This window comes from Aeromicrobium sp. CFBP 8757 (assembly GCF_014841755.1).
In the GTDB taxonomy this organism is placed as follows: domain Bacteria; phylum Actinomycetota; class Actinomycetes; order Propionibacteriales; family Nocardioidaceae; genus Aeromicrobium.
The window spans coordinates 1043882-1070697 of the sequence record NZ_JACYUM010000001.1; the positions used below are offsets into that span (position 1 = coordinate 1043882).

The 26816-nt window shown below is 71.0% G+C and carries 32 protein-coding genes and 1 riboswitch; of the genes, 25 read left to right on the forward strand and 7 right to left on the reverse strand.

The window, feature by feature from the left end; genetic code table 11:
- Positions 1-44 precede the first annotated feature (44 nt).
- The 5 genes from IFT73_RS05110 to IFT73_RS05130 are packed head-to-tail and all read left to right on the forward strand — an operon-like array spanning position 45 to position 4313.
- Complete coding sequence (locus IFT73_RS05110; protein WP_192166654.1) at positions 45-1037, forward strand: tripartite tricarboxylate transporter substrate binding protein; 993 nt, start codon at positions 45-47, stop codon at positions 1035-1037.
- Complete coding sequence (locus tag IFT73_RS05115) at positions 1034-1555, forward strand: tripartite tricarboxylate transporter TctB family protein (protein WP_192166655.1); 522 nt, start codon at positions 1034-1036, stop codon at positions 1553-1555. Before IFT73_RS05110 ends, IFT73_RS05115 begins: the two co-directional genes overlap by 4 nt.
- Positions 1555-3069 (forward strand): tripartite tricarboxylate transporter permease, encoded by a 1515-nt coding sequence (locus tag IFT73_RS05120; protein ID WP_192166656.1) that lies wholly within the window; start codon positions 1555-1557, stop codon positions 3067-3069. The genes IFT73_RS05115 and IFT73_RS05120 overlap by 1 nt, the downstream gene beginning before the upstream one ends.
- Positions 3066-3482, forward strand: coding sequence for a universal stress protein (locus IFT73_RS05125; protein WP_056608316.1), 417 nt, complete (start codon positions 3066-3068; stop codon positions 3480-3482). Before IFT73_RS05120 ends, IFT73_RS05125 begins: the two co-directional genes overlap by 4 nt.
- Positions 3483-3491: 9 nt before the next feature.
- Complete coding sequence (locus tag IFT73_RS05130) at positions 3492-4313, forward strand: fused MFS/spermidine synthase (protein WP_192166657.1); 822 nt, start codon at positions 3492-3494, stop codon at positions 4311-4313.
- A 17-nt stretch (positions 4314-4330) separates the two neighbouring features.
- Here the strand turns inward: IFT73_RS05130 and rocD are convergent, their stop codons facing one another.
- Positions 4331-5536 (reverse strand): ornithine--oxo-acid transaminase, encoded by a 1206-nt coding sequence (gene rocD, locus IFT73_RS05135; RefSeq protein ID WP_192166658.1) that lies wholly within the window; start codon positions 5534-5536, stop codon positions 4331-4333.
- 57 nt (positions 5537-5593) lie between these two features.
- Here rocD and IFT73_RS05140 point away from each other — a divergent pair, with 57 nt between their 5' ends.
- The 4 genes from IFT73_RS05140 to IFT73_RS05155 are packed head-to-tail and all read left to right on the forward strand — an operon-like array spanning position 5594 to position 9340.
- Positions 5594-6124, forward strand: coding sequence for a hypothetical protein (locus tag IFT73_RS05140; protein ID WP_192166659.1), 531 nt, complete (start codon positions 5594-5596; stop codon positions 6122-6124).
- Positions 6125-6158: 34 nt separating this feature from the next.
- Positions 6159-6869 carry a YcnI family protein gene (locus IFT73_RS05145; RefSeq protein ID WP_192166660.1) on the forward strand — a complete coding sequence of 237 codons (711 nt, stop codon included), beginning with the start codon at positions 6159-6161 and terminating at the stop codon, positions 6867-6869.
- On the forward strand, positions 6862-7392 hold the full coding sequence (locus IFT73_RS05150) for a copper resistance CopC family protein (RefSeq protein WP_192166661.1): 531 nt from the start codon (positions 6862-6864) through the stop codon (positions 7390-7392). The genes IFT73_RS05145 and IFT73_RS05150 overlap by 8 nt, the downstream gene beginning before the upstream one ends.
- Complete coding sequence (locus IFT73_RS05155; RefSeq protein ID WP_192166662.1) at positions 7373-9340, forward strand: cytochrome c oxidase assembly protein; 1968 nt, start codon at positions 7373-7375, stop codon at positions 9338-9340. The genes IFT73_RS05150 and IFT73_RS05155 overlap by 20 nt, the downstream gene beginning before the upstream one ends.
- Before the next feature lie 33 nt (positions 9341-9373).
- Here IFT73_RS05155 and IFT73_RS05160 read toward each other — a convergent pair whose 3' ends face one another.
- Positions 9374-9991 carry a superoxide dismutase gene (locus IFT73_RS05160; RefSeq protein WP_056608330.1) on the reverse strand — a complete coding sequence of 206 codons (618 nt, stop codon included), beginning with the start codon at positions 9989-9991 and terminating at the stop codon, positions 9374-9376.
- 183 nt (positions 9992-10174) lie between these two features.
- Here IFT73_RS05160 and IFT73_RS05165 point away from each other — a divergent pair, with 183 nt between their 5' ends.
- From IFT73_RS05165 to gcvP, 10 genes are all read left to right on the forward strand, one after another.
- Positions 10175-10750 carry a CDP-alcohol phosphatidyltransferase family protein gene (locus tag IFT73_RS05165; protein ID WP_371811157.1) on the forward strand — a complete coding sequence of 192 codons (576 nt, stop codon included), beginning with the start codon at positions 10175-10177 and terminating at the stop codon, positions 10748-10750.
- A 17-nt stretch (positions 10751-10767) separates the two neighbouring features.
- Complete coding sequence (locus IFT73_RS05170) at positions 10768-11535, forward strand: DUF881 domain-containing protein (protein ID WP_192166664.1); 768 nt, start codon at positions 10768-10770, stop codon at positions 11533-11535.
- Entirely contained in the window at positions 11532-11864 is a 333-nt protein-coding gene (locus IFT73_RS05175) for a small basic family protein (protein ID WP_056608338.1), read from the forward strand. The genes IFT73_RS05170 and IFT73_RS05175 overlap by 4 nt, the downstream gene beginning before the upstream one ends.
- Positions 11857-12573: a DUF881 domain-containing protein gene (locus tag IFT73_RS05180; protein WP_192166665.1), complete on the forward strand. Its 717-nt coding sequence runs from the start codon at positions 11857-11859 to the stop codon at positions 12571-12573. Before IFT73_RS05175 ends, IFT73_RS05180 begins: the two co-directional genes overlap by 8 nt.
- A 28-nt stretch (positions 12574-12601) precedes the next feature.
- Positions 12602-12982 carry a glycine cleavage system protein GcvH gene (gcvH, locus tag IFT73_RS05185; protein WP_056608343.1) on the forward strand — a complete coding sequence of 127 codons (381 nt, stop codon included), beginning with the start codon at positions 12602-12604 and terminating at the stop codon, positions 12980-12982.
- Between the two features lie 97 nt (positions 12983-13079).
- Positions 13080-13529, forward strand: coding sequence for an FHA domain-containing protein (locus tag IFT73_RS05190; protein WP_192166666.1), 450 nt, complete (start codon positions 13080-13082; stop codon positions 13527-13529).
- Positions 13526-14245, forward strand: a complete 720-nt coding sequence (locus tag IFT73_RS05195) for a MerR family transcriptional regulator (RefSeq protein ID WP_056608346.1) — start codon at positions 13526-13528, stop codon at positions 14243-14245. Before IFT73_RS05190 ends, IFT73_RS05195 begins: the two co-directional genes overlap by 4 nt.
- Positions 14246-14250: 5 nt before the next feature.
- Entirely contained in the window at positions 14251-14712 is a 462-nt protein-coding gene (locus IFT73_RS05200) for a bifunctional nuclease domain-containing protein (protein WP_192166667.1), read from the forward strand.
- A gap of 162 nt (positions 14713-14874) precedes the next feature.
- A complete protein-coding gene (locus IFT73_RS05205) occupies positions 14875-15462 on the forward strand; it encodes a MerR family transcriptional regulator (RefSeq protein WP_082556156.1) in 588 nt (195 codons plus the stop codon).
- 42 nt (positions 15463-15504) lie between these two features.
- Positions 15505-15593, forward strand: a riboswitch (glycine riboswitch).
- A 90-nt stretch (positions 15594-15683) separates the two neighbouring features.
- On the forward strand, positions 15684-18521 hold the full coding sequence (gene gcvP, locus IFT73_RS05210) for an aminomethyl-transferring glycine dehydrogenase (RefSeq protein ID WP_192166668.1): 2838 nt from the start codon (positions 15684-15686) through the stop codon (positions 18519-18521).
- Between the two features lies 1 nt (position 18522).
- On the opposite strand, the gene IFT73_RS05215 is transcribed toward gcvP, so the two are convergent.
- The 3 genes from IFT73_RS05215 to sigK are packed head-to-tail and all read right to left on the reverse strand — an operon-like array spanning position 18523 to position 20631.
- The gene (locus tag IFT73_RS05215) at positions 18523-19278 is read right to left on the reverse strand and encodes an alpha/beta fold hydrolase (RefSeq protein WP_192166669.1); all 756 of its coding nucleotides are present in this window, start codon (positions 19276-19278) and stop codon (positions 18523-18525) included.
- A gap of 58 nt (positions 19279-19336) precedes the next feature.
- Positions 19337-20038, reverse strand: coding sequence for an anti-sigma factor domain-containing protein (locus IFT73_RS05220; RefSeq protein ID WP_192166670.1), 702 nt, complete (start codon positions 20036-20038; stop codon positions 19337-19339).
- Positions 20035-20631: an ECF RNA polymerase sigma factor SigK gene (gene sigK / locus IFT73_RS05225; RefSeq protein ID WP_056608359.1), complete on the reverse strand. Its 597-nt coding sequence runs from the start codon at positions 20629-20631 to the stop codon at positions 20035-20037. Before sigK ends, IFT73_RS05220 begins: the two co-directional genes overlap by 4 nt.
- A 181-nt stretch (positions 20632-20812) precedes the next feature.
- On the opposite strand from sigK, the gene IFT73_RS05230 reads away from it, so the two are divergent.
- The 6 genes from IFT73_RS05230 to IFT73_RS05255 all read left to right on the forward strand — a co-directional run bounded on the left by IFT73_RS05230 (position 20813) and on the right by IFT73_RS05255 (position 25397).
- Positions 20813-21178 carry a hypothetical protein gene (locus IFT73_RS05230; RefSeq protein ID WP_192166671.1) on the forward strand — a complete coding sequence of 122 codons (366 nt, stop codon included), beginning with the start codon at positions 20813-20815 and terminating at the stop codon, positions 21176-21178.
- Entirely contained in the window at positions 21171-21602 is a 432-nt protein-coding gene (locus IFT73_RS05235) for a hypothetical protein (RefSeq protein ID WP_192166672.1), read from the forward strand. The genes IFT73_RS05230 and IFT73_RS05235 overlap by 8 nt, the downstream gene beginning before the upstream one ends.
- A 51-nt stretch (positions 21603-21653) precedes the next feature.
- The gene (locus tag IFT73_RS05240) at positions 21654-22421 is read left to right on the forward strand and encodes a GAF and ANTAR domain-containing protein (protein WP_192166673.1); all 768 of its coding nucleotides are present in this window, start codon (positions 21654-21656) and stop codon (positions 22419-22421) included.
- A 55-nt stretch (positions 22422-22476) separates the two neighbouring features.
- Positions 22477-23202, forward strand: coding sequence for a GAF and ANTAR domain-containing protein (locus tag IFT73_RS05245; protein ID WP_197983498.1), 726 nt, complete (start codon positions 22477-22479; stop codon positions 23200-23202).
- A 99-nt stretch (positions 23203-23301) separates the two neighbouring features.
- Positions 23302-23976 carry a GAF and ANTAR domain-containing protein gene (locus tag IFT73_RS19510; protein WP_192166674.1) on the forward strand — a complete coding sequence of 225 codons (675 nt, stop codon included), beginning with the start codon at positions 23302-23304 and terminating at the stop codon, positions 23974-23976.
- Positions 23977-24224: 248 nt separating this feature from the next.
- Entirely contained in the window at positions 24225-25397 is a 1173-nt protein-coding gene (locus tag IFT73_RS05255) for an RtcB family protein (RefSeq protein WP_192166675.1), read from the forward strand.
- On the opposite strand, the gene IFT73_RS05260 is transcribed toward IFT73_RS05255, so the two are convergent.
- Positions 25384-26235, reverse strand: a complete 852-nt coding sequence (locus IFT73_RS05260) for a hypothetical protein (protein WP_192166676.1) — start codon at positions 26233-26235, stop codon at positions 25384-25386. The genes IFT73_RS05255 and IFT73_RS05260 overlap by 14 nt on opposite strands.
- Entirely contained in the window at positions 26232-26801 is a 570-nt protein-coding gene (locus tag IFT73_RS05265) for a TMEM175 family protein (protein WP_192166677.1), read from the reverse strand. Before IFT73_RS05265 ends, IFT73_RS05260 begins: the two co-directional genes overlap by 4 nt.
- Between the last annotated feature and the right edge of the window lie 15 nt (positions 26802-26816).

The following is a 26816-nucleotide window of genomic DNA, read 5'->3' on the forward strand; positions in this document are numbered from 1 at the left end:
ACCACAGGCGCAGGTCATGATCGGGGTCGATCACAGGAGGTCCCATGACGCCGACCAGGCGATCACACCGGTTGACGGCGACAGTATTCCTCGTCGCCGCCGCGCTGCTGCTGTCCGCATGCGGAGTCACGCGCGGAGGCGAGGGCGAGGCGAACCGCCGGCTCAGCATGTACATCCCCAACAGCCCCGGCGGAGGGTACGACCTGACAGGACGCGCCGCCGCCCGCGTGCTCGAGGACGCCGAGCTGTCGGGCCGGTTCGAGGTCACCAACGTCATCGGCGCTGGCGGCACCGTCGCGATGCAGCGCCTGCTCAACGAGGAGGGCGTCGACGACCTCGTGATGTCGATGGGGCTCGGCGTCGTCGGAGCGACCTACACCAACGACTCGAAGGCCCGTGTCTCGCAGGCGACGCCGATCGCCCGCCTGATCGAGGACCAGGAGGCGCTCATCGTCCCCAAGGACTCGCCGTTCCAGACGGTGCAGGACCTCGTCGACGCGTGGAAGGCCGATCCGAGCAGCGTCACGATCGGCGGTGGCTCGTCGCCCGGCGGACCCGACTTCCTGTTCCCGATGCAGCTGGCCAAGACGGTCGGGATCGATCCCAAGCAGGTCAAGTACATCGTGTACGACGGCGGCGGACCGCTCACCAGCGCGCTGCTCGGCAAGAAGATCGACGTCGGTGCCTCGGGGCCCAGCGAGTTCGAGGGACAGCTCGAGGACGGCTCGCTGCGCGTCCTCGCGGTCTCGGGCGAGGAGCGTCTCGAGACCGTCGACGCGCCGACCCTCAAGGAGTCCGGCATCGACATGACGTTCGTCAACTGGCGCGGCATCCTCGCCCCGCCCGGCATCTCGGACGAGTCGCGCGAGCGCCTCGTGGCGATGTTCACCGCGATGCACGAGACGAAGGGCTGGCAGGACGCGATCAAGCGCAACGGCTGGATCGACTCGTTCGCGACCGGCGAGGAGTTCGAGACCTTCCTGCTCGAGCAGGACAAGCGGGTCGAGACGACCCTGAAGGAGCTGGGGCTGGCATGAGCACCGCCGAGAAGCACGAGACCCACGGGCGCACGCGGCTCGTCGACAAGGCCCAGTACGGGCTCGCCGCGTTCCTCGCGGTCGTCGGCGCCTACGTGGTCTACGACGCGACGACGCTGAGCGACGGCTTCGCCGACCAGCCGGTCCAGCCGTACGCCTTCCCCTACGTCGTCGGCACGGTGCTGATCGTCCTCGCGGCCCTGCTCGCGATCGCGACGGCCCGTGGTGACGTCCCGGCGGCCGAGGAGGGCGAGGACGTCGACCTGACGCAGCCCAGCGACTGGGCGACCGTCGCGAAGCTCGTCGTCGTGTTCCTGGCCAACATCCTGCTGGTCGACTGGCTCGGCTGGGCGATCACCGGCGCGATCCTGTTCGTCGGCACCGCCTACGTGCTCGGCAGCCGCACCCTGATCCGCGACGTCGCGGTGGGCGTGGCCCTGTCGGTCGGCACCTGGTACGGCTTCTACTCGGGCCTGGGTCTCGCGATCCCGGCCGGCATCCTGGACGGGATCCTCTGATGGACTCACTCAACCTGTTGATGGACGGCTTCGCCCAGGCGCTGACGGTCCAGAACCTCTTCTACGCCGTGGTCGGCGTGTTCCTCGGCACCGCCGTCGGCGTGCTGCCGGGCATCGGGCCCGCCATGACGCTGGCCCTGCTGCTGCCCATCACGTACAGCGTCGGCCCCGACAGCGCGCTCATCATGTTCGCCGGCATCTACTACGGCGGCATGTACGGCGGCTCGACGACCTCGATCCTGCTGAACACGCCGGGGGAGTCGTCATCGGTCGTGACGGCCATCGAGGGCAACAAGATGGCCAAGAAGGGGCGGGCGGCGCAGGCCCTCGCCACCGCGGCGATCGGCTCGTTCGTCGCCGGCACGATCGGCACGCTGCTGCTGGTGCTGTTCGCACCCTCGGTGGCCGGACAGGTCGTCAAGCTCGGCAACCCGTCGAACTTCGCCCTGATCCTGCTGGCGCTGTTCGCCGTCACCGCGGTGCTCGGCACCTCGCGGCTGCGCGGCTTCATCGCGCTGTTCCTCGGCCTGGCGATCGGCCTGGTCGGCGGCCAGACCGGCCAGGCCCGGCTGACGTTCGGCAACCCGCTGCTGGCCGACGGCATCGACATCGTCGTCGTCGCGGTCGCGATCTTCGCGATCGGCGAGGCCCTCTGGGTCGCGGCGCACCTGCGTCGTCGCCCGCTCGACATCATCCCGGTCGGCCAGCCCTGGATGAGCCGCGAGGACTGGGGACGCTCGTGGAAGCCGTGGCTGCGCGGCACGGCGTTCGGCTTCCCGTTCGGCGCCCTGCCGGCCGGCGGCGCCGAGATCCCGACGTTCCTGTCGTACGTCACCGAGCGCAAGCTCGCCAAGCACCCCGAGGAGTTCGGCAAGGGTGCGATCGAGGGCGTCGCGGGCCCCGAGGCGGCCAACAACGCCTCGGCCGCCGGCACGCTCGTGCCGCTCCTGGCGATCGGCCTGCCGACGACCGCGACGGCCGCGATCATGCTGCTCGCGATCCAGAGCTACGGCATCGAGACCGGCCCGCAGCTGTTCGACACCGAGCCCGACCTCGTCTGGGCCCTGCTCGCGAGCCTGTTCATCGGCAACACGCTGCTGCTCCTGCTCAACCTGCCCCTGGCGCCGCTGTGGGCCAAGCTGCTGCAGATCCCGCGGCCGTACCTCTACGCGGGCATCCTGTTCTTCGCCTCGCTCGGCGCCTACAGCGTCAGCTTCCAGCCGTTCGACCTGGCGCTCCTGCTGGTCATCGGCCTGCTGGGGCTCGCGATGCGTCGCTTCGGCCTGCCGGTGCTGCCGCTCATCATCGGCGTCATCCTCGGGCCCAAGCTCGAGGAGCAGCTCACCACGTCGCTGCAGATCTCGTCGGGCGACGTCAGCACGCTGTGGAGCGAGCCCGTGGCCGTCATCGTGTACGCGTTCATCGCGCTGGCGCTGGTCGCCATCGTCGCCTCGGGGCTGCGCAAGCCCAAGCCCGAGGCACCCGTCGAGGAGAAGGAAGAGGTCAACGCATGACGGTAGTGGTGATGTACAGCCCGGACGAGTTCGGGCGGGTGGCGCTGTCGTACGGCGCCACGGAGGCGGCCCGCCGCGAGGAGCGGCTGGTCGTGGTCAACCCCACGAAGGGCGACGCGTACGTCGACACCAAGTTCGCCGGCGACGACGAGCTGTCGTCGCTGCGGTCGATCCTCGACCGGCTCGACGTCGAGTCCGAGATCCTGCACGACGTCGTGCCCGACATTGCGGGCGCCGTGCTGCACGCGGCGTCGTCGACGGGGGCCTCGCTGATCGTGGTGGGCATCCGCCCGCGCACGCCGGTCGGCAAGCTGCTGCTCGGCAGCGTCGCGCAGCGGCTGATCCTCGACGCGGAGTGCCCCGTGCTGGCGGTCAAGCCGGACGGCTCGGAGAACCTGCTCGCCGGCACCTAGAGTGTCGGGGTGACCGAGCGCCTCCGCAGGATCGAGATCGTCTCCGACCGGGAGCGTCCGTCGGCCTTCACGCTGCGCATCGACGGCACCGAGCAGTCGTACGTCGACCTCGACGACCCGACGCGCCTCGAGTTCGACTACGTGCAGCGGATGGCCGACGCGATCGACGGCCACGGCGTCGCGGGGGAGCCCCTGCGCTGCGTCCACGTGGGCGGTGCCGGCATGACGGTGCCGCGCTACGTGGCCGCGACGCGTCCGCGCTCGCCGCAGATCGTGCTGGAGCCCGACGAGGAGATCACGGCGCTGGTGCGCGAGCGCATCCCGCTGCCGCGCCAGAGCGGCATCAAGGTCAGGCCGCTCGACGGGCGGGCCGGCATCGCGGCGATGCGCGACGACTTCGCCGACGTCATCGTGCTCGACGCCTTCGACGGCGACCGGATCCCCGCCGACCTCACGACGGCCGAGTTCTTCGCCGACCTCGCGCGCGTCGCGACGGCCGACGGGCTCGTGCTGCTCAACCTGGCCGACCGCGCACCGTTCCCGTACCTGCGGCGCGCGGTGCGGGGCGTGTGCGACGCGTTCGCGCACGTCGTGATGTGCGCCGAGCCGGCCACGCTGAAGGGGCGCCGCTTCGGCAACGTGCTGGTCATGGCCTCGGCGGCCCCGCTGCCCTGGGAGACGCTGGCCCGCAAGGCCGCGAGCTCGCCGTTCCCGTACCGCGTGCTGCCGTACCGCGAGGTGCTGACGACCTTCGCGGCCAAGGCGCCGTTCACCGAGGCGGACGCCGAGCGGTCACCGTCGCGCGGCGGCGACACCAGCTACTTCGCCTGAGCCCGTCCGGACCGTGATCAGGCGTCGAGGGCCTCGGCGAGCGCCGTGACGGCGTGGTCGATCTCGTCCTTGGTGATGACGAGCGGGGGAGCGATGCGCAACGTGCGCTCGTGCGTCTCCTTGCACAGCACGCCACGGTCGCGCAGCGCCATCGAGACCTCGCGGCCGGTCTTGGCGAGGGGGTCGATGTCGACCCCGGCCCACAGGCCGCGACCGCGCACCGACGCGACACCCTTGCCGACCAGCTCGTCGAGCCGGCCGTGCAGGTAGCGCCCGAGCTCGAGCGAGCGGGTCTGGAACTCGCCGGTCTCGAGCAGCCCCACGACGGCGCGCCCCACGGCGCAGGCGACGGGGTAGCCGCCGAACGTCGAGCCGTGCTGGCCCGGCTTGAGGACGCCGAGGACGTCGGCGCGACCCACGACGGCCGAGACGGGGATGATGCCGCCGCCGAGGGCCTTGCCGAGCGTGTAGAGATCGGCCCGGACGTCGTCGTGGTCGAGGGCGAACAGCTTGCCCGTGCGGGCCAGGCCCGACTGGATCTCGTCGGCGACCAGCAGGACGTTGTGCTCGTCGCACAGCCGCCGCACGCCGGGGAAGAAGCCGGACGGCGGGACGATGACGCCCGCCTCGCCCTGGATCGGCTCCATCAGGATCGCGGCCGTGTTCGGCGTGATGGCGGCCTCCATCGCGGCGAGGTCGCCGTAGGGCACCGTGACGAAGCCCGGCGTGAAGGGACCGTAGTTGTCGTGCGCCGCGGGATCGTCCGAGAACGACACGATCGTCGTGGTGCGGCCGTGGAAGTTGCCCGACGCGACGATGATCTCGGCGCGGTCGAACCCGACGCCCTTGACCTCGTAGGCCCACTTGCGGGCGATCTTGATCGCCGACTCGACGGCCTCGGCGCCGGTGTTCATCGTCAGGACGGTCTCGGTCTGCGTCAGCTCGGCCAGCTCGCGGCAGAACGCGCCGTACTGGTCGTTGTGGAAGGCGCGCGACGTCAGCGTCAGCCGGTCGAGCTGCTCGCGTGCGGCGTCGAGCAGGACGGGGTGGCGGTGACCGAAGTTGAGCGCCGAGTACCCCGACAGGAAGTCGAGGTAGCGGTTGCCCTCGACGTCGGTGACCCAGGCGCCCTCCGCCTCGGCGATGACGACGGGCAACGGGTGGTAATTGTGGGCACCCCACTCCTCGTCGAGCTTGATGTAGGACGCGGTGTCGAGGGTCATGGCACCACGGTAGCCGCCGGGTGTTCTGCTGCGCGACGGGCCGGATATCGTGGTCCGGTGACCTCCGCAGATCGACCCGGCGCCTGGCGTCCGGCCGATCGCCCGGTGCGGATCGTCCGCGCGGTCGCCGCCGCCCTGGTCTGCGTCATGGCCGCGGCCACCGGCCACCACGCCGCCGGCGGCCCCCTGCCCGCCGTCGCGGTCCTGTCGGTGTTCGCCGGCTCCGCCGCGGTGGCCTGGCTCCTGTCGGCACGCCGGGTCACCCCCTCGCAGCTGCTGGGCCTGCTGGTGCTGTGCCAGGTCGTCGTCCACCTCGGTGCGTCCGACGGGCCCATGGTCATGGGCGGGGCGATGGTCGCGGCCCACGTGGCCGCCACGGCGGTCAGCGTGCTGGCCCTGTCCCGCGGCGAGGCGCTGGTCTGGCGGCTCGCCGAGCGGCTCGTGCTGCGTGCCGTCCCGGTACTGGCGGCGGCCGACGTCGTCCCGCCCGTCCGTCGCGTCCGGACCGTCGCCCGCACGCGCTCGCGCCACGACGTGCGGCTCACGCACTCGCGCGTCCTGAGAGGTCCGCCGGTCAGCCCCGCCTGACCTGCACCCACACCTCTCACCCGAAGGACCTCTCATGACACGCACCACCGCGCGGCTCGCCGCTGCGCTCTCGGCGATCGCCCTCGTGGCCGTCGCCGCGCCCGCCTCGGCCCACGTCGGCGTCTCGTCGCCCGACGCGGCCAAGGAAGGATTCGGCAAGGCCGTCTTCCGCGTCCCCAACGAGTCCGACACCGCCGCGACGACCAAGATCGTCGTGACCCTGCCCGCCGAGACACCGTTCGCCTTCGTCTCGGCCGAGTCCAAGCCCGGCTGGACGGCGACCGTCACCAAGGCGCCGCTCGACAAGCCGACGACGGTCGGCGACTACGACCTCACCGAGGCCGTCAGCACCGTCACGTGGACCGCGAAGGGCGACGGCGGCATCCCCGTCGGTCAGTTCGACGAGTTCGCCATCTCGGGCGGACCGTTCCCCGACGCCGACTCGATCTCGTTCTCGGCCCAGCAGACCTACGCCGACGGCGAGGTCGTCGACTGGGACCAGCCGCAGGCCGAGGGCGAGGCGGAGCCCGAGCACCCCGCGCCGACCCTGACGCTCGGCGAGCCGACCGGTGACCACCACGGTGCGGCGCCGACGACCGCCGACACCAAGGACGCGGCCGCGACGACCGAGGCGTCGGACGACGACTCGTCCACCGGCCTCGGCACGTGGCTCGGCGGGGCGGCGCTGCTCGTCGCGCTCGCGGCACTGGTTGTGTCGCTGCGACAGAATCGACGTCGTGCCTAACAACGTCGTCCTGCGCGGGATCCTGCTGGGTCTGGCCACCTTCCTCCTCGGAGGTCTCGTCCTCGGGGCCGGTCCGGCCAGCGCCCACGCGGCGCTGATCGGCACCGACCCCGAGGACGGGGGCACGCTGTCGACGTCACCCGCGTCGATCACGTTCACGTTCAACGAGAACGTCTCCCGTCGGGCGCAGGTGGCCGTCGCCGCGCCCGACGGCACCCAGCTCGACGTCGGCGCCATCACGGCCGTCGACAACACGGTCACGGCCCGGCTCCCCGACGCGGGTCAGCGCGGCACGTACAGCGCCTCGTACCGCGTCGTGTCGGCCGACGGCCACCCGGTCACTGGCACGATCGCGTACGACGTCACGGCCGGCCGGGCCGTCACGCAGGTCGACGCTCCCGAGCAGGAGAACTTCATCCACCGCCATCGTTCGCACTTCGTGTGGGGGATCCTCGCGGCCGTCGTCGCGATCGTCCTGCTGCTCGCACCCCTGAGGAGGCGCGATGACGCAGACGCTGCGTGACACGCTGGTCGGCTTCATCATCGCCGGCCTGACCCTGACGGCCTTCCTCGTGATGGGCGGCGGCGCCTACGGCAAGGCCCCCATCGGCATCGCCGACCCGGGCGTGCTGGTGGGCTGGGCGCTGCCGTTCTCGAAGGTGCTCAACGACATCGCCGCCGTCATGGTCATCGGCTTCCTGGCCGCCGCGGCGTTCCTGGTCCCGTCGACCGACGACGAGGTGCAGGGGCTCTCGGTGCAGGCGGTCCGCCTGGCGTCGCGCTGGGCAACGGTCTGGGCCGTCGTCAGCGTCGTCTACTTCTTCCTGCTGCTGTCGGGCGACATCTTCGGCAAGCCGCTGACCGACGTCGCGTGGGCCGACATCACGGGCTTCCTGGGGTTCTCCGAGGGGCGCGCGATCCTGCTGCAGGCGCTCGGCGCCGCCGTCATCGCCGTCGCGACCCGCTTCACCCTCGGCATCCGGTCCGTCGCCGGCATGCTCGGCGTCTCGCTGGCGACGCTCGCGCCGATCGCGCTGACGGGGCACTCCGCGTCGTCCGGCTCGCACGACCTCGCCACGACGAGCCTGTACCTGCACGTCCTGGGCGTCACCCTGTGGGTCGGCGGTCTCGCCGCCCTTGGCTGGGTCGCGATCCGCGGCAGCAAGCGCCTCGAGCCGGCCGTCGCGCGCTACTCGACGCTCGCGCTGTGGAGCTTCGTGGTCGTGGGGGTCTCGGGGCTGGTCAACGCCGCCGTGCGGTTGCGGTCGCTGGCCGACGTCTTCGGCACGTCCTACGGCCTGCTGGTCGTCGCCAAGGTCGTCGCGCTCGTCGCGCTGGGCGCGTTCGGCGTCCGTCAGCGCCGGCGCATCGTGTCCGCGGGCAGCGGGTTCGTGCGCCTCGCCACGACCGAGCTGTTCGTCATGGCCGCGGCGATCGGCCTGGCGGTCGCCCTGTCGCGCACGCCGACGCCCGTCGGCGACCGTGTGCTGCAGACGCCCGCCGAGGAGCTGCTCGGCGGACCGCTGCCGGCAGCACCCACGCTCCTGCGGCTGCTGTGGGGCTGGTCGGGCAACGGTGTCGGGCTCGCGATCGTCGCGCTCGGCGTCGCGCTCTACCTGCGCGGCGTGGTCGCGATGCGGCGTCGCGGCGACGCGTGGCCGGTCGGCCGCACGATCTCGTGGATGGTCGGCATGGTCGTCATCGCCTGGGCGACGTTCGGCGGGCTGGGGGAGTACTCCCACGTCCTGTTCAGCGCCCACATGGCGTCCCACATGATGCTGTCGATGGTCGCACCGATCTTCCTGGCCCTCGGCGCGCCCATGACCCTGGCCCTGCGCACCCTGCCCGGCCCCCGTCAGCCCGGGGAGGTGTCGCCGCGCGCGATCCTGCTGTCGTTCCTGCAGTCGCGCTTCTCGCGGGTCGTGACGCATCCCGTCGTGGGTCCCGTGCTGTTCGTCGGCAGCCTCTACGGCCTGTACTTCACGGGCATCTTCGAGGCGCTCATGAGCAACCACCTGGGCCACGCCGTCATGGAGGTGCACTTCCTGGCCGTCGGCCTGCTGTTCTACTACGTCCTGATCGGCATCGACCCGTCGCCGCACGCCCTGGCGCCCGTCGCACGGTTCGGGGCCCTGCTCGTCACGGTGCCGTTCCACGCGTTCTTCGCGATCGCCGTGATGTCGTCCAACACGGTGTTCGCGCTCGACTACTGGCGCGACATCGACCGTCCGTACCGCACCGACCTGCTGGCCGACCAGTACCTCGGCGGCGGCATGGCCTGGGCGATGGGCGAGATCCCGCTGGTGCTCGTCATGGTCGCGATCCTGTTCCAGTGGTTCCGCTCCGACTCGCGCGAGGCCAAGCGCTTCGACCGCGCTGAGGATCGCAGCGAGGACGCCGCCCTCGAGGCCTACAACGCCCGCCTGCGCGACCTCGCCGAGCACGGAAAACGGCGGGACCCCAACCAGTAGGTCGGGATCCCGCCGTCGGCCGTGCGGCTCGGATCAGAAGATGATCTGGCCGCCGGAGGTCGCTGCGGTGAAGCGCTCCTGGGCGTCGGCCCAGTTGACGATGTTCCACCACGCCTTGACGTAGTCGCCCTTGACGTTGAGGTAGTCGAGGTAGAACGCGTGCTCCCACATGTCGAGCTGCGTGATCGGGATCAGCGTCGCGGGGATGTTGTTCTGCTGGTCGAACAGCTGCACCACGACGAGCTTCTGGCCCAGGGTGTCCCAGGTCAGGATCGCCCAGCCGGAGCCCTGCAGGCCGAGGGCCGTCGCCTCGAACTGCGCGCGGAACGCGTCGAACGAGCCGAAGTCCTGGTCGATGGCCGCCGCGAGCTCGCCCGTGGGCTTGTCGCCGCCCTCGGGGGACAGGTTCTTCCAGAAGATCGAGTGGTTGATGTGACCACCGAGGTGGAAGGCGAGGTTCTTCTCCAGCAGGTTGATCGTGCCGAAGGAGTTCTTGTCGCGCGCCTCCTCGAGCTGCTCGAGCGCCTGGTTGATGCCGGCCACGTAGGCGGCGTGGTGCTTGGAGTGGTGCAGCTCCATGATCTTGCCGGAGATGTGCGGGTCCAGGGCGCCGTAGTCGTACGGCAGATCCGGAAGTGTGTAGACAGCCACGTTCCTCCTCGGGAAGTGGGGCACGACGTGCCCCGAATGTTCGGTTCTCTTCGGTCAACGCCCAGTCTGTCAGTCCTGTTCCCACGCGCCAACGGGGTGTGGCGATGTCCTACGCTGTGTCAGGACATCCGCGGCGTCCGCTCGACGAGCACGCCGCACGAGCACGGGCGAGGAGGACGATCGGTGGACGAGCGCATCATCACCGTGCCGAACGCGCTGAGCTTCGTCCGCCTCCTGCTCGTCCCCGTGTTCCTGTGGCTCGTGCTGGGCCCCGAGGAGGACGGCCTCGCGCTGCTGGTCCTCATGATCTCGGGGGTCACCGACTACCTCGACGGCAAGCTGGCCCGCAGCCTCAACCAGGCCTCCAAGATCGGCGCGATCCTCGACCCCGTCGCCGACCGCTGCTACATCCTCGCGGTCGTCATCGGTCTGGGCTTCCGCGACATCATCCCGTGGTGGCTCGCGGTCGTCCTGCCGCTGCGCGACGTGTTCCTGTTCGGCCTCGTGCCGTTCCTGCGCACGCGCGGCTACAGCTCGCTGCCCGTGCACTTCCTCGGGAAGGCCGCCACGGCCAGCCTGCTCTACGCCTTCCCGCTGCTGCTGCTGGGCGACTCGACCGGGACCGTCGCCGATCTCGCGAACGTCTTCGGCTGGGCGTTCACGATCTGGGGCGTCGCCCTCTACTGGTGGGGCGGGGTGCTCTACGCCTTCCAGGTCAGACGTCTGCTGGCCACGACGCCCCGGGTCGCCCGGGCCTGATGATGCGCGAGCCGTACGTGCCCGAACAGGTCGACGGGCTCCTCGAGAAGATCGCCGACACCGCGCTCGACGACGACTACTACGTCGTCCGGCCGGGTGTCCACGAGCGCTCGCAGGGCTTCAACTCGGTGCTGACCGGCGTCGTGCTGGCGGCGTTCGCGCTGCTCGTCGCGATCGCGGCGATCCAGACCCGCACCGACCGGCCCGCGGCCGAGCGCGCCCGCGAGACCCTGATCGACGACATCGCGTCCCGCAAGGCGCTCCTCGCGACGCGCGAGTCGACCGCGGAGGCGTTGCGCGACCAGGTCGCCGGGCTGCAGGCCTCCGCCGTCGGTCTCGACGCCGACTACGAGGAGCTGCGGCTGCTGACCGCCGACCGCCCCGCCCAGGGGCCGGGCCTGCGGGTCACGGTCACCCCGGGGGCGATCGACGACATCAGCGACCGCGACCTGCAGGTCCTGGTCAACGGGTTCTGGTACGCCGGGGCCGAGGCCATCTCGGTCGACGACCAGCGCATCGGGTCCCTGACGTCGATCCGGCAGGCCGGGGGCGTCGTCAAGGTCAACTACCAGTCGGTGGGCCCGCCGTACGAGCTCGTCGTCCTGGGCGACCCCGAGGCCCTCGAGGACCGGTTCGAGCAGTCCTCGGTCGGACGTGACTGGGAGCGGCGAAAGGACGTCGGGGTGGGCTTCGACGTGGCACGATCGGACGACCTGTCCGTCGAGGCCGTCCCGAGGAAGCGACTGACGGTGCGGCACGCGACAGCAACGAAGGGGGACGCATGATCCCGGTGATCGGCCTGGCCGTCGGCATCATCGCGGGCCTGGTCCTGCGGCCCGCCGTGCCGGCGGGCCTGCAGCCCTACCTGCCGATCGCGATCGTGGCGGCGCTCGACGCCGTCATCGGCGCGCTCCGGGCCCTGGGGGAGCGCAGGTTCGACGACCGCGTGTTCGTGGTCTCGTTCATCTCCAACGTCGTCATCGCGGCGTTCATGGTCTACCTCGGCGACCAGCTCGGCGTCGGCTCGCAGCTGTCGACCGGCGTCGTGGTCGTCCTCGGCATCCGCATCTTCTCGAACGCCGCCGCGATCCGCCGACGGATCTTCCATGCCTGAGCACGGCGCGAGGCGCGGTTGGCGCGACCTGCTGCGGCCCAAGGCGTCGCAGGTCGTCGTGGCGGTGCTGATCGGCGCCCTGGCGTTCGCGATCACGATCCAGGTCAGCGAATCGGACGACGACGACTACTCGGGCGTGCGGGGCGACGAGCTCGTCGAGCTGCTCAAGTCGCTCGACGTCGCGAACGAGCGCCTCGGCACGCAGATCGACGACCTGACCACGACCCGCAACGGCCTGCTCAGCAGCACGCAGCGCTCCGAGCGGGCCGAGAACCAGGCCAGGAAGCGCGCCGAGGAGCTGTCGATCCTTGCCGGCACCGCGGGTGCCACGGGCACGGGCATCGAGGTCGTGATCAACGACCCCGACAAGCAGATCGACGCCCCGGCCCTGCTCGACGCGATCGAGGAGCTCCGCGACGCGGGGGCCGAGGCCATCGCGATCAACGGCGTGGCACGCGTCGTCGCGCAGACGTACTTCCTCGACGACGACGGGCAGATCCGCGTCGGCGGACGCGAGATCAAGCGGCCTTACCGCATCGAGGCGATCGGCGACTCCCAGGACCTCGCCGAGGCGGTACGCTTCCGCGGCGGACTCATCGACCGGGTCGACAACCGCGGCGGATCTGCGACGGTGACCGAGAAGGACAAGGTCACGATCACCGCCCTCGCCGACGTCAAGAGCCCCGAGTACGCTCGACCCACATCCTGACCCCACTTGTGACTGCTAGGAGCACGCGGTGATCCCTGAGGACCTGTACTACAGCGAAGAGCACGAGTGGGTGCGTCTCGACGACGACATCGCGACGGTCGGCATCACCGACTTCGCGCAGGACGCGCTCGGCGACATCGTCTACGTCGAGCTGCCGTCGATCGGCGACCGCGTCGAGGCCGGCTCGGTCGTCGGCGAGCTCGAGTCGACCAAGTCGGTCAGCGACATCTTCTCGCCCCTGAGCGGCGAGGTCGTCGCCCGCAACGAGGCGCTCGACGGCGGCCCCGAGGTCATCAACTCCGATCCGTACGGCGAGGGCTGGCTCATCAAGCTCCGGCCGTCCGAGGACGACCCGACGTCGGCCCTGCTCGAGGCAGAGGCCTACACGGCCCTCACGACGGCCGACTGACGTCCCGCGGGCCCGGTCGGCGACACCGACCGGGTGCTAGGTTGGAGATCTCGCACCACCTCCCCACGGAGGTCGACAGCACACAGGAGTGACGCCGATGTCCACGCCGGACCACGAGCCCGACGCTGTTGCGTCCGAGCCCGTCTCTGACCACACGACGCACATCCCGATCCTCGACGCCGACACCGAGGAGATGACCGCGTCCGACGTCTCGGCGGTCGAGAACCTCCCCGCCGGCAGCGCGATGCTGCTGGTGCAGCGCGGTCCCGACTCCGGTGCCCGCTTCCTGCTCGACAGCGACACCGTCTCGGTGGGCCGCCACCCCGACAGCGACATCTTCCTCGACGACATCAGCGTCTCGCGCCGTCACGGCACGTTCGCGCGCAGCGGCGAGGGATACACCGTCACCGACCTCGGCAGCCTCAACGGCACGTACGTCAACCGCGACCGCATCGACAGCGAGATCACCCTCTCGGGCGGCGACGAGGTGCAGATCGGCAAGTACCGGCTGATCTACTTCGCCGGGGCCCTGCGGGGCACGGCGTGACCCAGCCGCTCCCCGAGCTGTCGCGGCTGGGGATCGGCAAGGTGCTCGACGAGCTCCTGCCGGAGTTCCCCGACCTGACGATCACCAAGATCCGGTACCTCGAGTCCGAGGGTCTGCTCGAGCCCGAGCGCACGCCGTCGGGCTACCGCAAGTTCTCGTTCAACGACGTCGAGCGGCTGCGGTTCATCCTGCGCCAGCAGCGCGACAAGTTCTGGCCGCTCAGCCACATCCGGCAGGTCCTCGACGAGATGGACCGCGGCGTCGTGCCCGACACGGCCCAGGGCCCGACGGTGCGCGTGCCGCACCTGAGCCTGGCGGCCGACGGGCTGCCCACCGAGGCGACCTTCCTCGAGTCGTCCGGCAGCATGCGGCTCTCGCGCGACGACCTGCTCGCCGCCGCAGGCATCGACGGCGACACGCTGGCCGCGATCGAGGAGTTCGGCCTGATCCAGCGTCGTCCCACCCAGACGTACTACGACGCGACGGCCCTGCAGATCGCGTCGATCGTCGGCGAGTTCGCCGAGCTCGGGCTCGAGCCCCGCCACCTGCGCCTGTTCGGCGCCTCCGCCGACCGCGAGGTGGCGTTGTTCGACCAGGTCGTCTCGCCGCGGTCGCGCCAGCTCGACAAGGACGCCGCCGAGCGCACCGTGGCCGCTCTGGCCGCGCTGTCGGTGCGCTTCCAGTCGGTCCTGGTCAGAAGTCGATTGCGCGGCTGATCCCGGTGCGCGAGGTCGAGGTCGTCGGCGTCCGTGTCGAGATGCCGACCAACCAGCCGTTGGTCCTGCTCCGCGAGGCCGAGGGCTCGCGGTACCTGCCGATCTGGATCGGCGCCGTCGAGGCGTCGGCGATCGCGTACGCGCAGCAGGGCACCCCGACGACGCGCCCGCTGACGCACGAGCTGATGCATCACGTCGTCGAGGCGCTCGGCGACGAGCTCGACGAGGTACGGATCGTCGACGTCCACGAGGGGGTGTTCCACGCCCTGCTGGTGTTCGCCTCCGGCGCCGAGGTCGAGGCGCGGCCGTCCGACTCGATCGCGCTCGCGCTGCGGGCCGGCTCGCGCATCGTCTGCGCCGAGGACGTCCTCGACGAGGCGGGCATCGCCTCGACCGACCAGGAGGAGGAGGTCGTCGAGCAGTTCCGAGAGTTCCTCGACCACGTCGAGCCCGAGGACTTCGAGTAACCCTCAAGCCTCGAGTGAGACTTGAAAACAAGTGCTCGACACGACGGCGCGGTCGTTGACCGGTCCAACTCTCATCTCTACCTTGAGAGTGCTGCCGAAGGTACACGGATGTAGTTCCGTGGCGGTAGTCTTCCCCCACACCAGCTTTGGAAGGCATTCCGGATGATCGAGTCGCACGACAACGACGCCACCGCCACGCGGATCGAGGCTGCCTCCGAGGCGAGCGACCAGGGTCTGCTCTTCAACGACGACGTGTCGCCGCTGCCCGAGGACGCCGGATTCCGCGGACCCACGGCGTGCAGCGCGGCCGGGATCACCTACCGCCAGCTCGACTACTGGGCCCGCACGGGCCTGGTCGAGCCGACCGTCCGCTCGGCGACGGGGTCGGGCACGCAGCGCCTGTACTCGTTCAAGGACATCCTGCTGCTCAAGATCATCAAGCGCCTGCTCGACGCGGGCGTCTCGCTGCAGCAGATCCGCGTCGCGATCGACCACCTGCGCGTGCGCGGCACCGACGACCTGACGCAGGTGACGCTCATGAGCGACGGCGCCAGCGTCTACGAGTGCCGGTCGGCCGACGAGGTCATCGACCTGCTGCAGGGCGGCCAGGGCGTCTTCGGCATCGCGATCGGCGGTGTGTGGAAGGAGATCGAGGGATCGCTCCACGAGCTGCCGAGCGAGCGCGCCGTCGAGATCTCCTCGGCCGACGACGAGCTCGCCGCGCGCCGCCGCGCCCGCCTGTCGTCCTGATCCCACCTCGGCGCGCCACCCTTGGTAGGGTGGCGGTGCTGTCGATCGCGCGTGGGAGAGCTCGCCCAGGCGACGCCGAAGGGGCAATTCCTCCCCGGAACCTCTCAGGCACCAAGGACCACGCGTTCGAGGCAATTCTGGAGCCCCGCCTCGGATCGTCGAGCCGGGCGTGACAGAAGGGGAGGCGATGTCCGCCCACGCCTCTACCCTCGGAGCTCCCCGTGTCTCTCGACCGCGCGTCCCATGACTTCGTCAGCCGCCACATCGGCCCGACGCCCGCTGACCAGGACGCCATGGTGCGTCGGGTCGGCTACGACTCGCTCGACGCACTGATGCAGGCGGCCGTGCCGTCGGGCATCCGCAGCACGACGCCGCTCGACCTGCCGTCGGCCCGCACCGAGACCGAGGCGCTCGCGATGCTGCGCGACCTCGCCGACCGCAACAACCCCGGCACCGCGATGATCGGTCTCGGCTACCACCCGACCGTCACGCCCGCCGTGATCCGCCGCAACGTGCTCGAGGACCCGTCCTGGTACACGGCCTACACGCCGTACCAGCCCGAGATCTCGCAGGGACGCCTCGAGGCGCTGCTGAACTTCCAGACCCTGATCTCCGACCTCACGGGACTGCCGACCGCCAACTCGTCGCTCCTGGACGAGGGCACGGCGGTCGCCGAGGCGATGACGTTGATCCGGCGCGCCACCAAGGGCAAGGACGCCCTGCCGATCATCATCGACTCGGGCCTGCTGCCGCAGACGCTCGCCGTGACGCACACCCGCGCCGAGGCCCTCGGCATCGAGCTGCTCGAGGCCGATCTCGGCCACGACGTCCCCGACGTCGAGGCGGCCGGCGTCATCGTGGCCTACCCGCGCGCCGACGGCGCGATCGGCGACCCACGTCGTGCGATCGAGGCCGCGCACGCCTCGGGCGGCCTGGCCGTCGTCGTGGCCGATCCGCTGGCGCTCGTGCTCCTGGCCTCTCCGGGGTCGCTCGGCGCCGACGTCGTCGTGGGGTCGAGCCAGCGCTTCGGCGTCCCGATGTTCTACGGCGGGCCCCACGCCGGCTTCATGGCCGTCCGCTCGGGTCTCGAGCGGCACCTGCCGGGACGCCTCGTCGGCGTCTCGGTCGACAGCGCCGGCCGTCCCGCGTACCGGCTCGCCCTGCAGACGCGCGAGCAGCACATCCGCCGCGAGAAGGCGACGTCGAACATCTGCACGGCGCAGGTGCTGCTGGCCGTCGCCGCCTCGATGTACGCGGTCTACCACGGCCCGGAGGGTCTGCGGACGATCGCACGCGACGTCCACCGCAGCGCCGTCGCGCTGGCCGGGGGGCTGCGCGGGGCCGGCATCGACGTCGTCGGCGACGAGTTCTTCGACACCGTCACGGCGCACGTGCCGGGTCGTGCCGTCGACGTCGTCTCGAAGGCCCGCGAGATCGGCATCCACCTGCGGCTCGTCGACGCCGACCACGTCGCGGTCTCGGCCAACGAGACCACGACGGTCGAGCACGTCGAGGGCGTGCTCGGCGCCTTCGACGCCGCCGGCCCCGACTGGGAGGCCGGGTCGGCCCTGCCCGCCGACCTCCTGCGCGACGACGAGATCCTGACGCACCCCGTCTTCCACGAGCACCACAGCGAGACGCAGATGCTGCGCTACCTCAAGAAGCTCAGCGACCGCGACTACGCGCTCGACCGCGGCATGATCCCGCTCGGCTCGTGCACCATGAAGCTCAACGCGACCGCCGAGATGGAGCCCATCAGCTGGCCCGGCTTCGCCGACCTGCACCCGTTCGTGCCGGCCGAGGACGCCGCGGGCATGATCGAGCTCGTCGAGACGCTCGAGGGATGGCTCGCCGAGGTGACGGGTTACGCGGGTGTCTCAATCCAGCCCAACGCCGGCTCGCAGGGCGAGTTCGCGGGTCTGCTGGCGATCCGCGCCTACCACCGCAGCCGGGGCGACGAGCACCGCACGGTGTGCCTGATCCCGAGCTCGGCGCACGGCACGAACGCCGCTTCGGCCGTCATGGCCGGCATGCGCGTCGTGCTGGTGAAGTCGACCGGCCAGGGCGAGGTCGACCTCGACGACCTGCGCGCCCAGTGCGAGGCGCACGCCGACGACCTCGCCGCGATCATGGTGACCTACCCGTCGACGCACGGCGTCTACGAGCACGGCATCACCGAGCTGTGCGACATCGTCCACGCCCACGGCGGACAGGTCTACGTCGACGGCGCTAACCTCAACGCCCTGCTGGGTCACGCCCAGCCGGGCGTGTTCGGCGGCGACGTGTCGCACCTCAACCTGCACAAGACGTTCTGCATCCCGCACGGCGGCGGAGGCCCGGGTGTCGGGCCGGTCGCGGTCGCCGAGCACCTCGTCCCGTTCCTGCCGACGCACCCGCTGCACCCCGTCGAGAGCAAGCGTGAGGGGGTCGGCGCGATCAGCGCGGCTCCCTACGGATCGGCCGGCATCCTGCCGATCCCGTTCGCGTACGTCGCGATGATGGGCGCCGAGGGACTCACCGACGCGACGTCGGTCGCGGTGCTGTCGGCCAACTACATCGCCAAGCGCCTCGAGAGCGCGTTCCCCGTGCTCTACAGCGGCGAGCACGACCTGGTGGCGCACGAGTGCATCCTCGACCTGCGGCCGCTCACGAAGGCCGCGGGGCTCAGCATCGACGACGTCGCGAAGCGGCTGATCGACTACGGCTTCCACGCCCCGACGATGAGCTTCCCCGTGCCCGGCACCCTGATGGTCGAGCCGACCGAGTCCGAGGACCTCGCCGAGCTCGACCGGTTCTGCGACGCGATGCTCGCGATCCGCTCGGAGATCGACCAGGTCGTCGCGGGGGAGTGGCCCGACGGCGACAACCCGCTCGTGCACGCGCCCCACACGATGCGCACGCTGCTCGACTGGCAGCACGCGTACGACATCGGCACGGGTGCCTTCCCGGCCGGCTCGACCGACGACAAGTACTGGCCGCCGGTCGGGCGCATCGACCAGGCCTACGGCGACCGCAACCTGGCGTGCTCGTGCCCGCCGGTCGAGGCCTTCGCCGAGTAGGTCACGCGGGGGAGGCGACGCCCTCCCACCAGTCGACGACGCGGTCCACCACGGGCGCGGGGGTCCTCACCCACCGGACGTGGTGGGTCGTGCCGCCGTCGGGCGTCGCGTCCTTGGCGTAGACCCAGCGGGTCACGGCCGAGGGCTCGATCATCATGTCGGTGAAGATCTTGTTGGAGTGCGAGACGGCGTACGTGTCGCCCTGCAGCTGCACCACGAGCGTGGGCGTCGCGACGCGGTGGGGCACGTCGTAGGGCGGACGGCCGGACCGGACGAAGCGGGCCCACTCGCGCATCAGGGTCCGGGCCCCGGGCGCTCCGAAGAACGGCCTGGGCAGGAAGCCACGGACACGCGTCGCGACCGGCACCGCGAGGCCCATCAGCAGCACCGGGAGGCCGCCGTACGGGTACGACCGGAAGTGGGGCACCGAGGCGCCGACGGTCACGAAGCCGTCGGCCGGGTCGTGGTGGATCTGGTGCCCGGCGACGAGCTGGGCACCCAGGCTGTGGCCCAGCAGGATGACCGGACGGCCGGGATCCTCGGCTCGCGCCGCGCCCACGGCGTCCGCGATCGCCCGGATCTCGTCGTCGTAGCTCCAGTCGTCGCGGCGCGACGCGACGGGCTCCCCGCGCTCGAAGCCCCGGTTCGGCAAAGCGCGCGCCTGCCACCCGCGTGACTCGATCTCGTGCACCAGCGGACGGTAGAAGCCGGACGGGACGGCCATCGCCGCGACGACCAGGACGAGGGGCGGACGCATGGCAGCATCATGACAGCAGGTCTGTCACGATGCTGTGCCAGCGTCGCCCGGGCCGGCGTCAGACCGCGATCGTCGCGATCGGCGCCGAGGTGGGCTGCTTCGACCCGCCGGTGGGCTCGACCGTGACGGCGACCCGATCGGCGCCCGAGACGCCGGTCATGATCATCTGGCCGCCCTTCTCGAACGTGCCCTGCGAGGTCGGACCGGCCTGGTCGATCATCCAGACCTGGTACACCTTGCCGGCGCCGGGGCTCGGGAGTCCCTTGGCGATGATGACGGCCGAGTCGGCGGCCGCCGAGGAGTACAGCTTGACGCTTCCGCCGGCGTCGAACGACTTGGCCTTCGTCGCGACGTCCTCGGCCCCGATCACGTTCGAGATCGCGACGTTCTGCGCGTGCTCGTCCTGGGCTCGGTCACGCTCGACGACGAAACCACCGACACCGACGGCGCCGACGAGAACGGCGGCCGCGACGGCCATGCGGGGCAGCGCACGACGGAGCGAGCGACGCTCGGCCAGCGACGACACGACCGGGTGCTGCTGCGGCGTCGTGCTGATCTCGGCGAGCAGACGGCCGCGCAGAGCCGGGGGAGGCGTGTGGCTGACGGCGTCGCCGAGACGCACCGCGGTCGCCATGAAGCCGGCGATCTCGACCTGGCAGTCGACGCACTGGTCGAGGTGGGCCTCGAAGCGTCCCCGCTCGTCGGCGTCGAGGGCGTCGAGCGCGTAGGGCGCCATCAGCGAGTGCAGGTCGACGCTCATGCGGACACCCCCATGCAGTCGCGCAGGCGGACGATGCCGTCGCGCATGCGGGTCTTGATCGTGGCCGTGTTCGCGTCGAGCGCCGTGGCGACCTCCGCGTACGTGTAGCCCTGGTAGTAGGCGAGGTTGACGGCCTCGCGCTGCAGGTCGGTCAGACCCTCCAGGCAGCGTTTGACCTGCTCGTGCTCCAACGTGATGGTCACGGTTTCCTCGACCTCGTCGTAATCGGGTCCGCTCGACCAGTCGTACCGGTTCTCGCGGTTGGTGGCGGCCTGGTCGTGCCGGACGGCGTCGACGGCACGGCGGTGGGCCAGCGTCAGGCACCAGCTCTTGGCGTTGCCGCGGGCCGGGTCGTACCGGGCAGCCGACTGCCAGACCTGGATGAAGACCTCCTGGGCGATCTCTTCGGCACGGGCGGGATCGCGGATGACGCGACGGGCGAGCCCGAAGACGGACGCCCCGAGCTCGTCGTACACCTGGGCGAACGCCTGCTCGTCACCACGACCGACCCGCACGAGCAGCTCGTTCAGGTCGGGGGCAGCATCGTGCTCGGGCGCGGCGACGAGCTTGAGCTGCGCGGCTGATGCTGGCATGGGGCTGTCCTTTCCGAGAAGTCTTCTACGAGCCATTCGTCGGCGCCTCCGGTCAGGATGGGTGAACATCGCCAGAATTTCCGGCGAGTCCCTCCCTGCAGTCTAGGTGCTGGCCTCCGCAGCCGACATGAAAGACTCGGCGGGCACCGATCCACCACCACCGACGAAGGCGAGGCGCCACGTGACCGATCCCGTCGCCTACGGCATCGCGGTCCTCGCGCTGCTCGTCGCCGGCTTCGCCGCGTGGCACGTCGTCCGTGACCGTGAGTTCGGCAACCCGCTGTTCTACGCCGTGTGCGTGCTCGAGATCGTGCTGGTCGTCCTGCTGGTCGGCGGCTCGATCGCGCTCGGCTCGACGTCGCGCGACGTCGACGGGATCCTGTTCGTGTCGTACCTCGTGACGATGGTCGTGATCCCACCCGCCGCGGTGCTGTGGGGCATCGCCGAGAAGTCCCGGTGGGGGACGGGCGTCGTCGTCGTGGCGATGCTGACGACGGCCGCGCTCTCCGTCCGCCTCCTCGGCATCTGGAAGGGTGCATATGCCTGATCGCGGTTCCTCGTCCCACCCCGACACGTCGCACGGCTTCGGCCGCGCGCTGGTGGCCGTCTACGCCGTGTTCGCCCTCGCGGCGGCGGCGCGGTCGATCGTCCAGCTCGTGACGGAGGTCGAGTCCGACACCGTCGTCCCGTACACGCTGTCGGCGTTCGCCGGCGTCGTCTACGTCGTCGCGACATTCGCCCTGGCGCGCAACCACCGACGGCTCGCCGCCGTGACGATCGGCATCGAGCTCGTCGGGGTCCTGTCGGTCGGCCTCCTGTCGCTGGTCGACCCCGACCTCTTCCCCGACCAGACCGTGTGGTCCGACTTCGGCATGGGCTACGTCTTCATCCCGCTCGTGCTGCCGTTCGTCGGCCTGTGGTGGCTGCGGCACTCCCGCATCGACGCCCCGCGACGACCCGCCGAGGCGTAGGCTTGGCCGCGATGCCGACCCGGCGTCCGAGCACGACAGGGGGCCGGCACGATGCTGGACGATGACGTCGTGGGGCGTGACGACGCCGCCCTCCGCGGACTCGTCGCCACGCTCGTCGCGGCCGAGGCCCGACCCGGCGACCAGGACGTCACGGCCCTCGTGATGCTGGAGCGCCTGTGCCGGGCCGCCGTGGCGCACCTCGAGGCCGAGGGCACCGCGGTGTCGCTGATGTCGGTGCGGGGGTCGCAGGGCGTCGTGGCCAGTGCCGACCAGCGCAGCTTCCAGCTGGACGAGCTGCAGTTCTCGCTCGGCGAGGGACCGTCGCGCGAGGCGTTCGCGGCCCGCAGGCCCGTGCTGGTGCCCAACCTCGACTCTCCCGAGGGGCGGGCCTGGCCGATGTTCTCGACGGCGGCCTCGCAGGCCGGGGTGTGCGGGGTGCTCTCGCTCCCGCTGCAGGTCGGCGTGACGACGTTCGGCGTCCTCACGATCTACCTGGCCGGTACCGACCCGTTCCCGACCTCGCTCGTCCGCACCGCGCTGACCTTCGCCGACCTGGCCACCGACATCCTGCTCAGCGAGGAGGGCGGCGAGCCCGGCCGTCCGCTCCACCCCGGCCTCGAGTTCGTCCTCGAGTACCGCGCCGAGATTTACCAGGCGCAGGGCGTCGTCTCGGTCGACCTGGGCATCGGCCTGAGCGAGGCGATGGCGCGGATGCGGGCCCATGCCTTCGCCCACGAGCAGACCGTGGCCGAGCTGGCCGCCCGCATCATGGCGGGCGAGGTCCGGCTGGACGCCGCGGGCGAGACGGAAGGCCGATGATGCTGCGAACTCCTAGACTTGCCGTCACAAACGAGAATGAAAGGCCGCGTGCCTGATGATCTCCTCACAAAAGCTCGCCTCGGTGTTCGTCGAGATGGCCGACACCCTCGTCGACGACTTCGACCTCGTCGACTTCCTGCACAACCTCACGGGGCACGCGACCGAGATCGCCGACGCGATGGCGGCCGGCATCCTGCTCGCCGATCACCGCGGGCTGCTGCGCTTCATGGCCGCCTCGTCCGACCAGTCGCAGATCGTCGAGCTGTTGCAGATCCAGAACTCCGAGGGGCCCTGCCTCGACTGCTACCGCACCGGCACGCCCGTCATCAACACCGACCTGCGGGCGGCCGGCGATCGCTGGCCCGTCTTCGCGCCGACGGCGTCGCGGGCGGGTTTCGGCTCGGTGCACGCGTTGCCGATGCGACTGCGCGACCAGGTCATCGGCACGCTCAACATCTTCGGTGCCGAGGGTGCTCGGCTCGACGCGTCCGACGTGGCCGTCGTGCAGGCGCTGGCGGACGTCGCGACGATCGCGATCCTGCAGGAGCGCAGCGTCCGCCGGGCCGAGACGCTGACCGAGCAACTCCACGGGGCACTCAACAGCCGGGTCGCGATCGAGCAGGCCAAGGGTGCGCTCAGCAAGATGCTGGGCGTCGACACCGACCGGGCGTTCACGCTGATGCGGACGCACGCGCGCTCGCGCCGGCTGCGGCTCGAGGACGTCGCCCAGACCGTGCTCGACGACCCGCGCAGCATCCCCGAGCTCACGACGCCGAGCTGATCGCCTTTTTGCTGCGGCCGCGAGGGCGCGACCGATAGCCTGCTGCGACGACGACCGTCCCGGACCCCGACGATCACCTCGACGTGATGAGGAGTGCCCGTGGACGCCCAGCTCTCGACCCCCGGGTCGCGCGACGTCGTGCGCGTCGCCCAGCTGACGGTCGCCGCCGCGGTCGCGACCGTCGCCGACTGCGTGTCGGCCGGCATCGTCCTGGGCGACACCATCGGCGACGTGCTCGACCACGTCGCCTCGGACCGCCGGGCCACCGCCTCCCACCTGCGGCAGGTCGCCTGCAGGCACGGCCCCACGATCGAGGCCGTCCGGGGCGGGGAGTCGGTCTACTGCGGCGACCTCGAGGCTGACCCGCGGTGGCCCGACTGGTCGGCCACGGCGCAGCGCGACGGCTTGATGGCGGTCCTCGTGCTGCCGCTGTCGACCGGACGGGTGACCCTCGGGCACCTGACCCTCTACGCCGAGGTCGCGCAGGCGTTCCCGATCCACGACACCCCGCGCACCCTGTCGTTCGTCGAGCACGCGGTGGCCGCTCTCAACGCCGCGACGGACGTCGACCGCCGCGACCTTGCGATGGAACGGCAGACGACCGTCTGGCAGGCGCAGGGCATGATCATGCAGCGGTTCGGCGTCACCCCGGCCCGCGCCTTCGCAGCACTCGAGCGGGCGTCGCACCGGCGCGGTGTCATGCCGCACCGCCTGGCCGAGGACGTCCTCGCGGCGGGCGTCGACGTCCTGGCGCGCGACGCCGACCTCGTGTAACGTCTCGCGACGCATCGACCACACCGACGACGAGAGGACTCCGATGATGAACACGCTGTCGACCAGCCTGACGTTCGTCCTGCCCGCCTCGTCGTACCTGCGGGGAGAGAACGAGCCCCCGACGGTCGATGCGCCACACCCGGAGACCAGCCTTGGCTGACCAGCCACCGCTCCGGAACCGAGCCTCGACCGCACCCGCGGTCGGGGCTTTTCTGTTGCACCACCACCATCGAGGAGAGAGACACATCATGGAGAAGATCTCCCAGCGGCTGTTCAGCTGGGCGTCCATCCTGGACGAGGACGCGCGCGCCCAGGCCGTCACGACGAGCAAAATGCCGTTCATCCACCCGCACCTGGCGCTGATGCCCGACGCCCACCTGGGCAAGGGGGCGACGGTCGGTTCGGTCATCCCGACGCTCGGGGCGATCATCCCGGCCGCCGTCGGCGTCGACATCGGCTGCGGCATGATCGCGGTCCGCACCGGGTTCGAGCTGTCGGACCTGCCCGACGACCGGCGTGCCCTACGCACGGCGATCGAGGGGGCGATCCCGCTGTCGGCCGGCGTGGCCAACGGTGCCATCACGCGCCGGCACACCCAGCAGCGCGTCGACGAGCTGCGCTCCGACGCCGAGCAGGCGGGCTTCGACCCGTCCGAGCGGGCGGCGCGGTGGGAGCTGCAGCTCGGCACGCTCGGCTCGGGCAACCACTTCATCGAGGTCAGCCTCGACGAGGACGACCGGGTGTGGCTGTTCCTGCACTCGGGCTCACGGGGTGTCGGCAACAAGATCGCGCAGCGGCACATCGCCGTGGCGCAGCGGCTGTGCGCCCAGTGGTGGATCGATCTGCCCGACCGCGACCTCGCCTACCTCGTGGAGGGCACGCCCGAGTTCGACGCGTACGTCGGCGAGCTGCGCTGGGCCCAGAAGTACGCCCTGCTCAACCGGGCGGAGATGATGGACCGCGTCGTGGCGTGCTTCGCCGACTGGGTCGGCGTCGACACGGTCGAGCGCTTCGAGGAGATCAACTGCCACCACAACTACACGACGAAGGAGCGGCACTTCGGCAAGGACGTGTGGCTGTCGCGCAAGGGGGCGATCGACGCGTCCGAGGGCACGATGGGACTCATCCCCGGCTCGATGGGCACCCGGTCGTACGTCGTGGTGGGCCGGGGGAACCCGGTGGCGCTGAACTCGTCCCCGCACGGGGCCGGACGCGAGTACAGCCGGGCCAAGGCCCGCAAGGCGTTCACCCAGGACGACCTGCGGGTCGCGATGGGCGACATCGAGTACCGCGACACCGCGGCGTTCGTCGACGAGATCCCGGCGGCGTACAAGGACATCGACGTCGTGATGCAGGACGCCGCCGACCTCGTCGCGGTGCGGCACACCCTGCGTCAGATCGTGAACGTCAAGGGCGACTGAGCCCGCAGTGCGTCGCGAAGAAGTCGAAGAACGCCGACCGCTGCTCGCGGGTGAGCGGCAGGTAGTACGCGGCGTCGTCGGCCAGCCCGGTGCCCCGCACGCGGACGCCGAACAGCGTCCCGACCTTGTCCTCGGCGAGGGCGTGCGGGTCGCAGCGGGACGGGACCACCGACAGCACCTGCGTCGTCGCGGGGCTCCCGGCGTCCAGAGGGACCGAGACGTCGGCGGGGGAGTCGGCGGTCTGGCGGAACAGGACCGTCGACTCGAAGCCGGCGAACCGGGTGCCCGTCGTGCGGCCCGTGGGCGTCAGCGTCACGGGCAGCTGCAGCACCGACGCGCGACCCCGTCCCACGACCCGCGGTGCGCCGACCGACACGTCGGCGGCCGCGGTGAGCGTCGACGCGGCACAGTCGCGGTCGGCGAGCAGCGCGACGGCCCCGTAGACGTCGTCGGCGGGCGCGGTCGAGGTCGTCACCGCACCGTCCCCGAGGCGGTAGCGCAGCGTCACGGACGCGTCGATCGCCGTGCCGCAGCGACCCGTCGGCAGGTCGAGCTCGAGATCACCCTCGTAGCCCGGCTCGACGGTCTCGTCGCCGGTCCGTGTGGTCGTCGGCAGACGTGGTGACGTCAGGCTCAGCGCCTCCACGACGAGCCGCTGGCGGGTGCCGTTCTCGACCCGGACGAACACCTCACGGCCCATGCGCTCGGTCCGCGACTGGTCGAGGTGCATCGCGACGCCGTCCGGCAGGGGTGCCACGACGGGGGAGTCGCCGGACGACTCGCAGGCGGCGAGCGCGCCCACCAGCACCAGCGTCGCGGTCAGGAGGGTGCGCCTCATCGACGGGACGCGAGCACGTGACGGACGGGCCGCTCGAGCAGCAGGAGCAGCAGCGACCACAGGCCCACCGCGGGCAGCGCGACGGCCACGACGAAGGCCGTCGTCACCAGGATCAACGAGACCGGCGCCTGGTGCGATGCCGACGAGGCGGCGTGCCGGACCAGCAGGAATCTCTGCCAGGTCAGCGTCGCGCTCGTGGCGACGAGGGTGCCGATGTAGATGCCGTGCACGAGACGCTCGTCGGTCGCCGAGCCCAGCAGCGCGGTCGGGAACGGTAGGAAGACGATCGTCGCGAGCCACGCCAGATTGGCAGCGACGAGGTGCGGCACGGTGCGCTCGACGTCGTCGTACATCTCGTGGTGGATGACCCAGAACGCCGCGATGACGACGAAGCTGAGGACGAACGAGACGAGCTCGAACGAGTGGTCGTCGAGGAGCTCGCCGACCGGGACGTCGCCGGCGTCCTGGGCGACGTCGACGAGCGGCAGCACGAGCAGGGTCATCGCGATCGCGACCGTCGCGTCCCCGAACGCGAGGAGGCGGTCGACGCCGCGGGAGGAGGCCATGCGCCCAGTATGGGT

Bases quoted from the DNA above. Each gene is read 5' to 3' on its own strand.
- IFT73_RS05115 (WP_192166655.1), top strand. From the start codon at position 1,034: ATGAGCACCGCCGAGAAGCACGAGACCCACGGGCGCACGCGGCTCGTC.
- IFT73_RS05175 (WP_056608338.1), top strand. From the start codon at position 11,532: ATGATCCCGGTGATCGGCCTGGCCGTCGGCATCATCGCGGGCCTGGTC.
- IFT73_RS05245 (WP_197983498.1), top strand. From the start codon at position 22,477: ATGATCTCCTCACAAAAGCTCGCCTCGGTGTTCGTCGAGATGGCCGAC.
- IFT73_RS05240 (WP_192166673.1), top strand. From the start codon at position 21,654: ATGCTGGACGATGACGTCGTGGGGCGTGACGACGCCGCCCTCCGCGGA.
- IFT73_RS05235 (WP_192166672.1), top strand. From the start codon at position 21,171: ATGCCTGATCGCGGTTCCTCGTCCCACCCCGACACGTCGCACGGCTTC.
- IFT73_RS05180 (WP_192166665.1), top strand. From the start codon at position 11,857: ATGCCTGAGCACGGCGCGAGGCGCGGTTGGCGCGACCTGCTGCGGCCC.
- IFT73_RS05265 (WP_192166677.1), bottom strand. From the start codon at position 26,801: ATGGCCTCCTCCCGCGGCGTCGACCGCCTCCTCGCGTTCGGGGACGCG.
- IFT73_RS05145 (WP_192166660.1), top strand. From the start codon at position 6,159: ATGACACGCACCACCGCGCGGCTCGCCGCTGCGCTCTCGGCGATCGCC.
- IFT73_RS05155 (WP_192166662.1), top strand. From the start codon at position 7,373: ATGACGCAGACGCTGCGTGACACGCTGGTCGGCTTCATCATCGCCGGC.
- IFT73_RS05125 (WP_056608316.1), top strand. From the start codon at position 3,066: ATGACGGTAGTGGTGATGTACAGCCCGGACGAGTTCGGGCGGGTGGCG.
- IFT73_RS05215 (WP_192166669.1), bottom strand. From the start codon at position 19,278: ATGCGTCCGCCCCTCGTCCTGGTCGTCGCGGCGATGGCCGTCCCGTCC.
- rocD (WP_192166658.1), bottom strand. From the start codon at position 5,536: ATGACCCTCGACACCGCGTCCTACATCAAGCTCGACGAGGAGTGGGGT.
- IFT73_RS05110 (WP_192166654.1), top strand. From the start codon at position 45: ATGACGCCGACCAGGCGATCACACCGGTTGACGGCGACAGTATTCCTC.
- IFT73_RS05120 (WP_192166656.1), top strand. From the start codon at position 1,555: ATGGACTCACTCAACCTGTTGATGGACGGCTTCGCCCAGGCGCTGACG.
- IFT73_RS05260 (WP_192166676.1), bottom strand. From the start codon at position 26,235: ATGAGGCGCACCCTCCTGACCGCGACGCTGGTGCTGGTGGGCGCGCTC.
- IFT73_RS05220 (WP_192166670.1), bottom strand. From the start codon at position 20,038: ATGAGCGTCGACCTGCACTCGCTGATGGCGCCCTACGCGCTCGACGCC.
- IFT73_RS05205 (WP_082556156.1), top strand. From the start codon at position 14,875: ATGATCGAGTCGCACGACAACGACGCCACCGCCACGCGGATCGAGGCT.
- sigK (WP_056608359.1), bottom strand. From the start codon at position 20,631: ATGCCAGCATCAGCCGCGCAGCTCAAGCTCGTCGCCGCGCCCGAGCAC.
- IFT73_RS05190 (WP_192166666.1), top strand. From the start codon at position 13,080: ATGTCCACGCCGGACCACGAGCCCGACGCTGTTGCGTCCGAGCCCGTC.
- IFT73_RS05255 (WP_192166675.1), top strand. From the start codon at position 24,225: ATGGAGAAGATCTCCCAGCGGCTGTTCAGCTGGGCGTCCATCCTGGAC.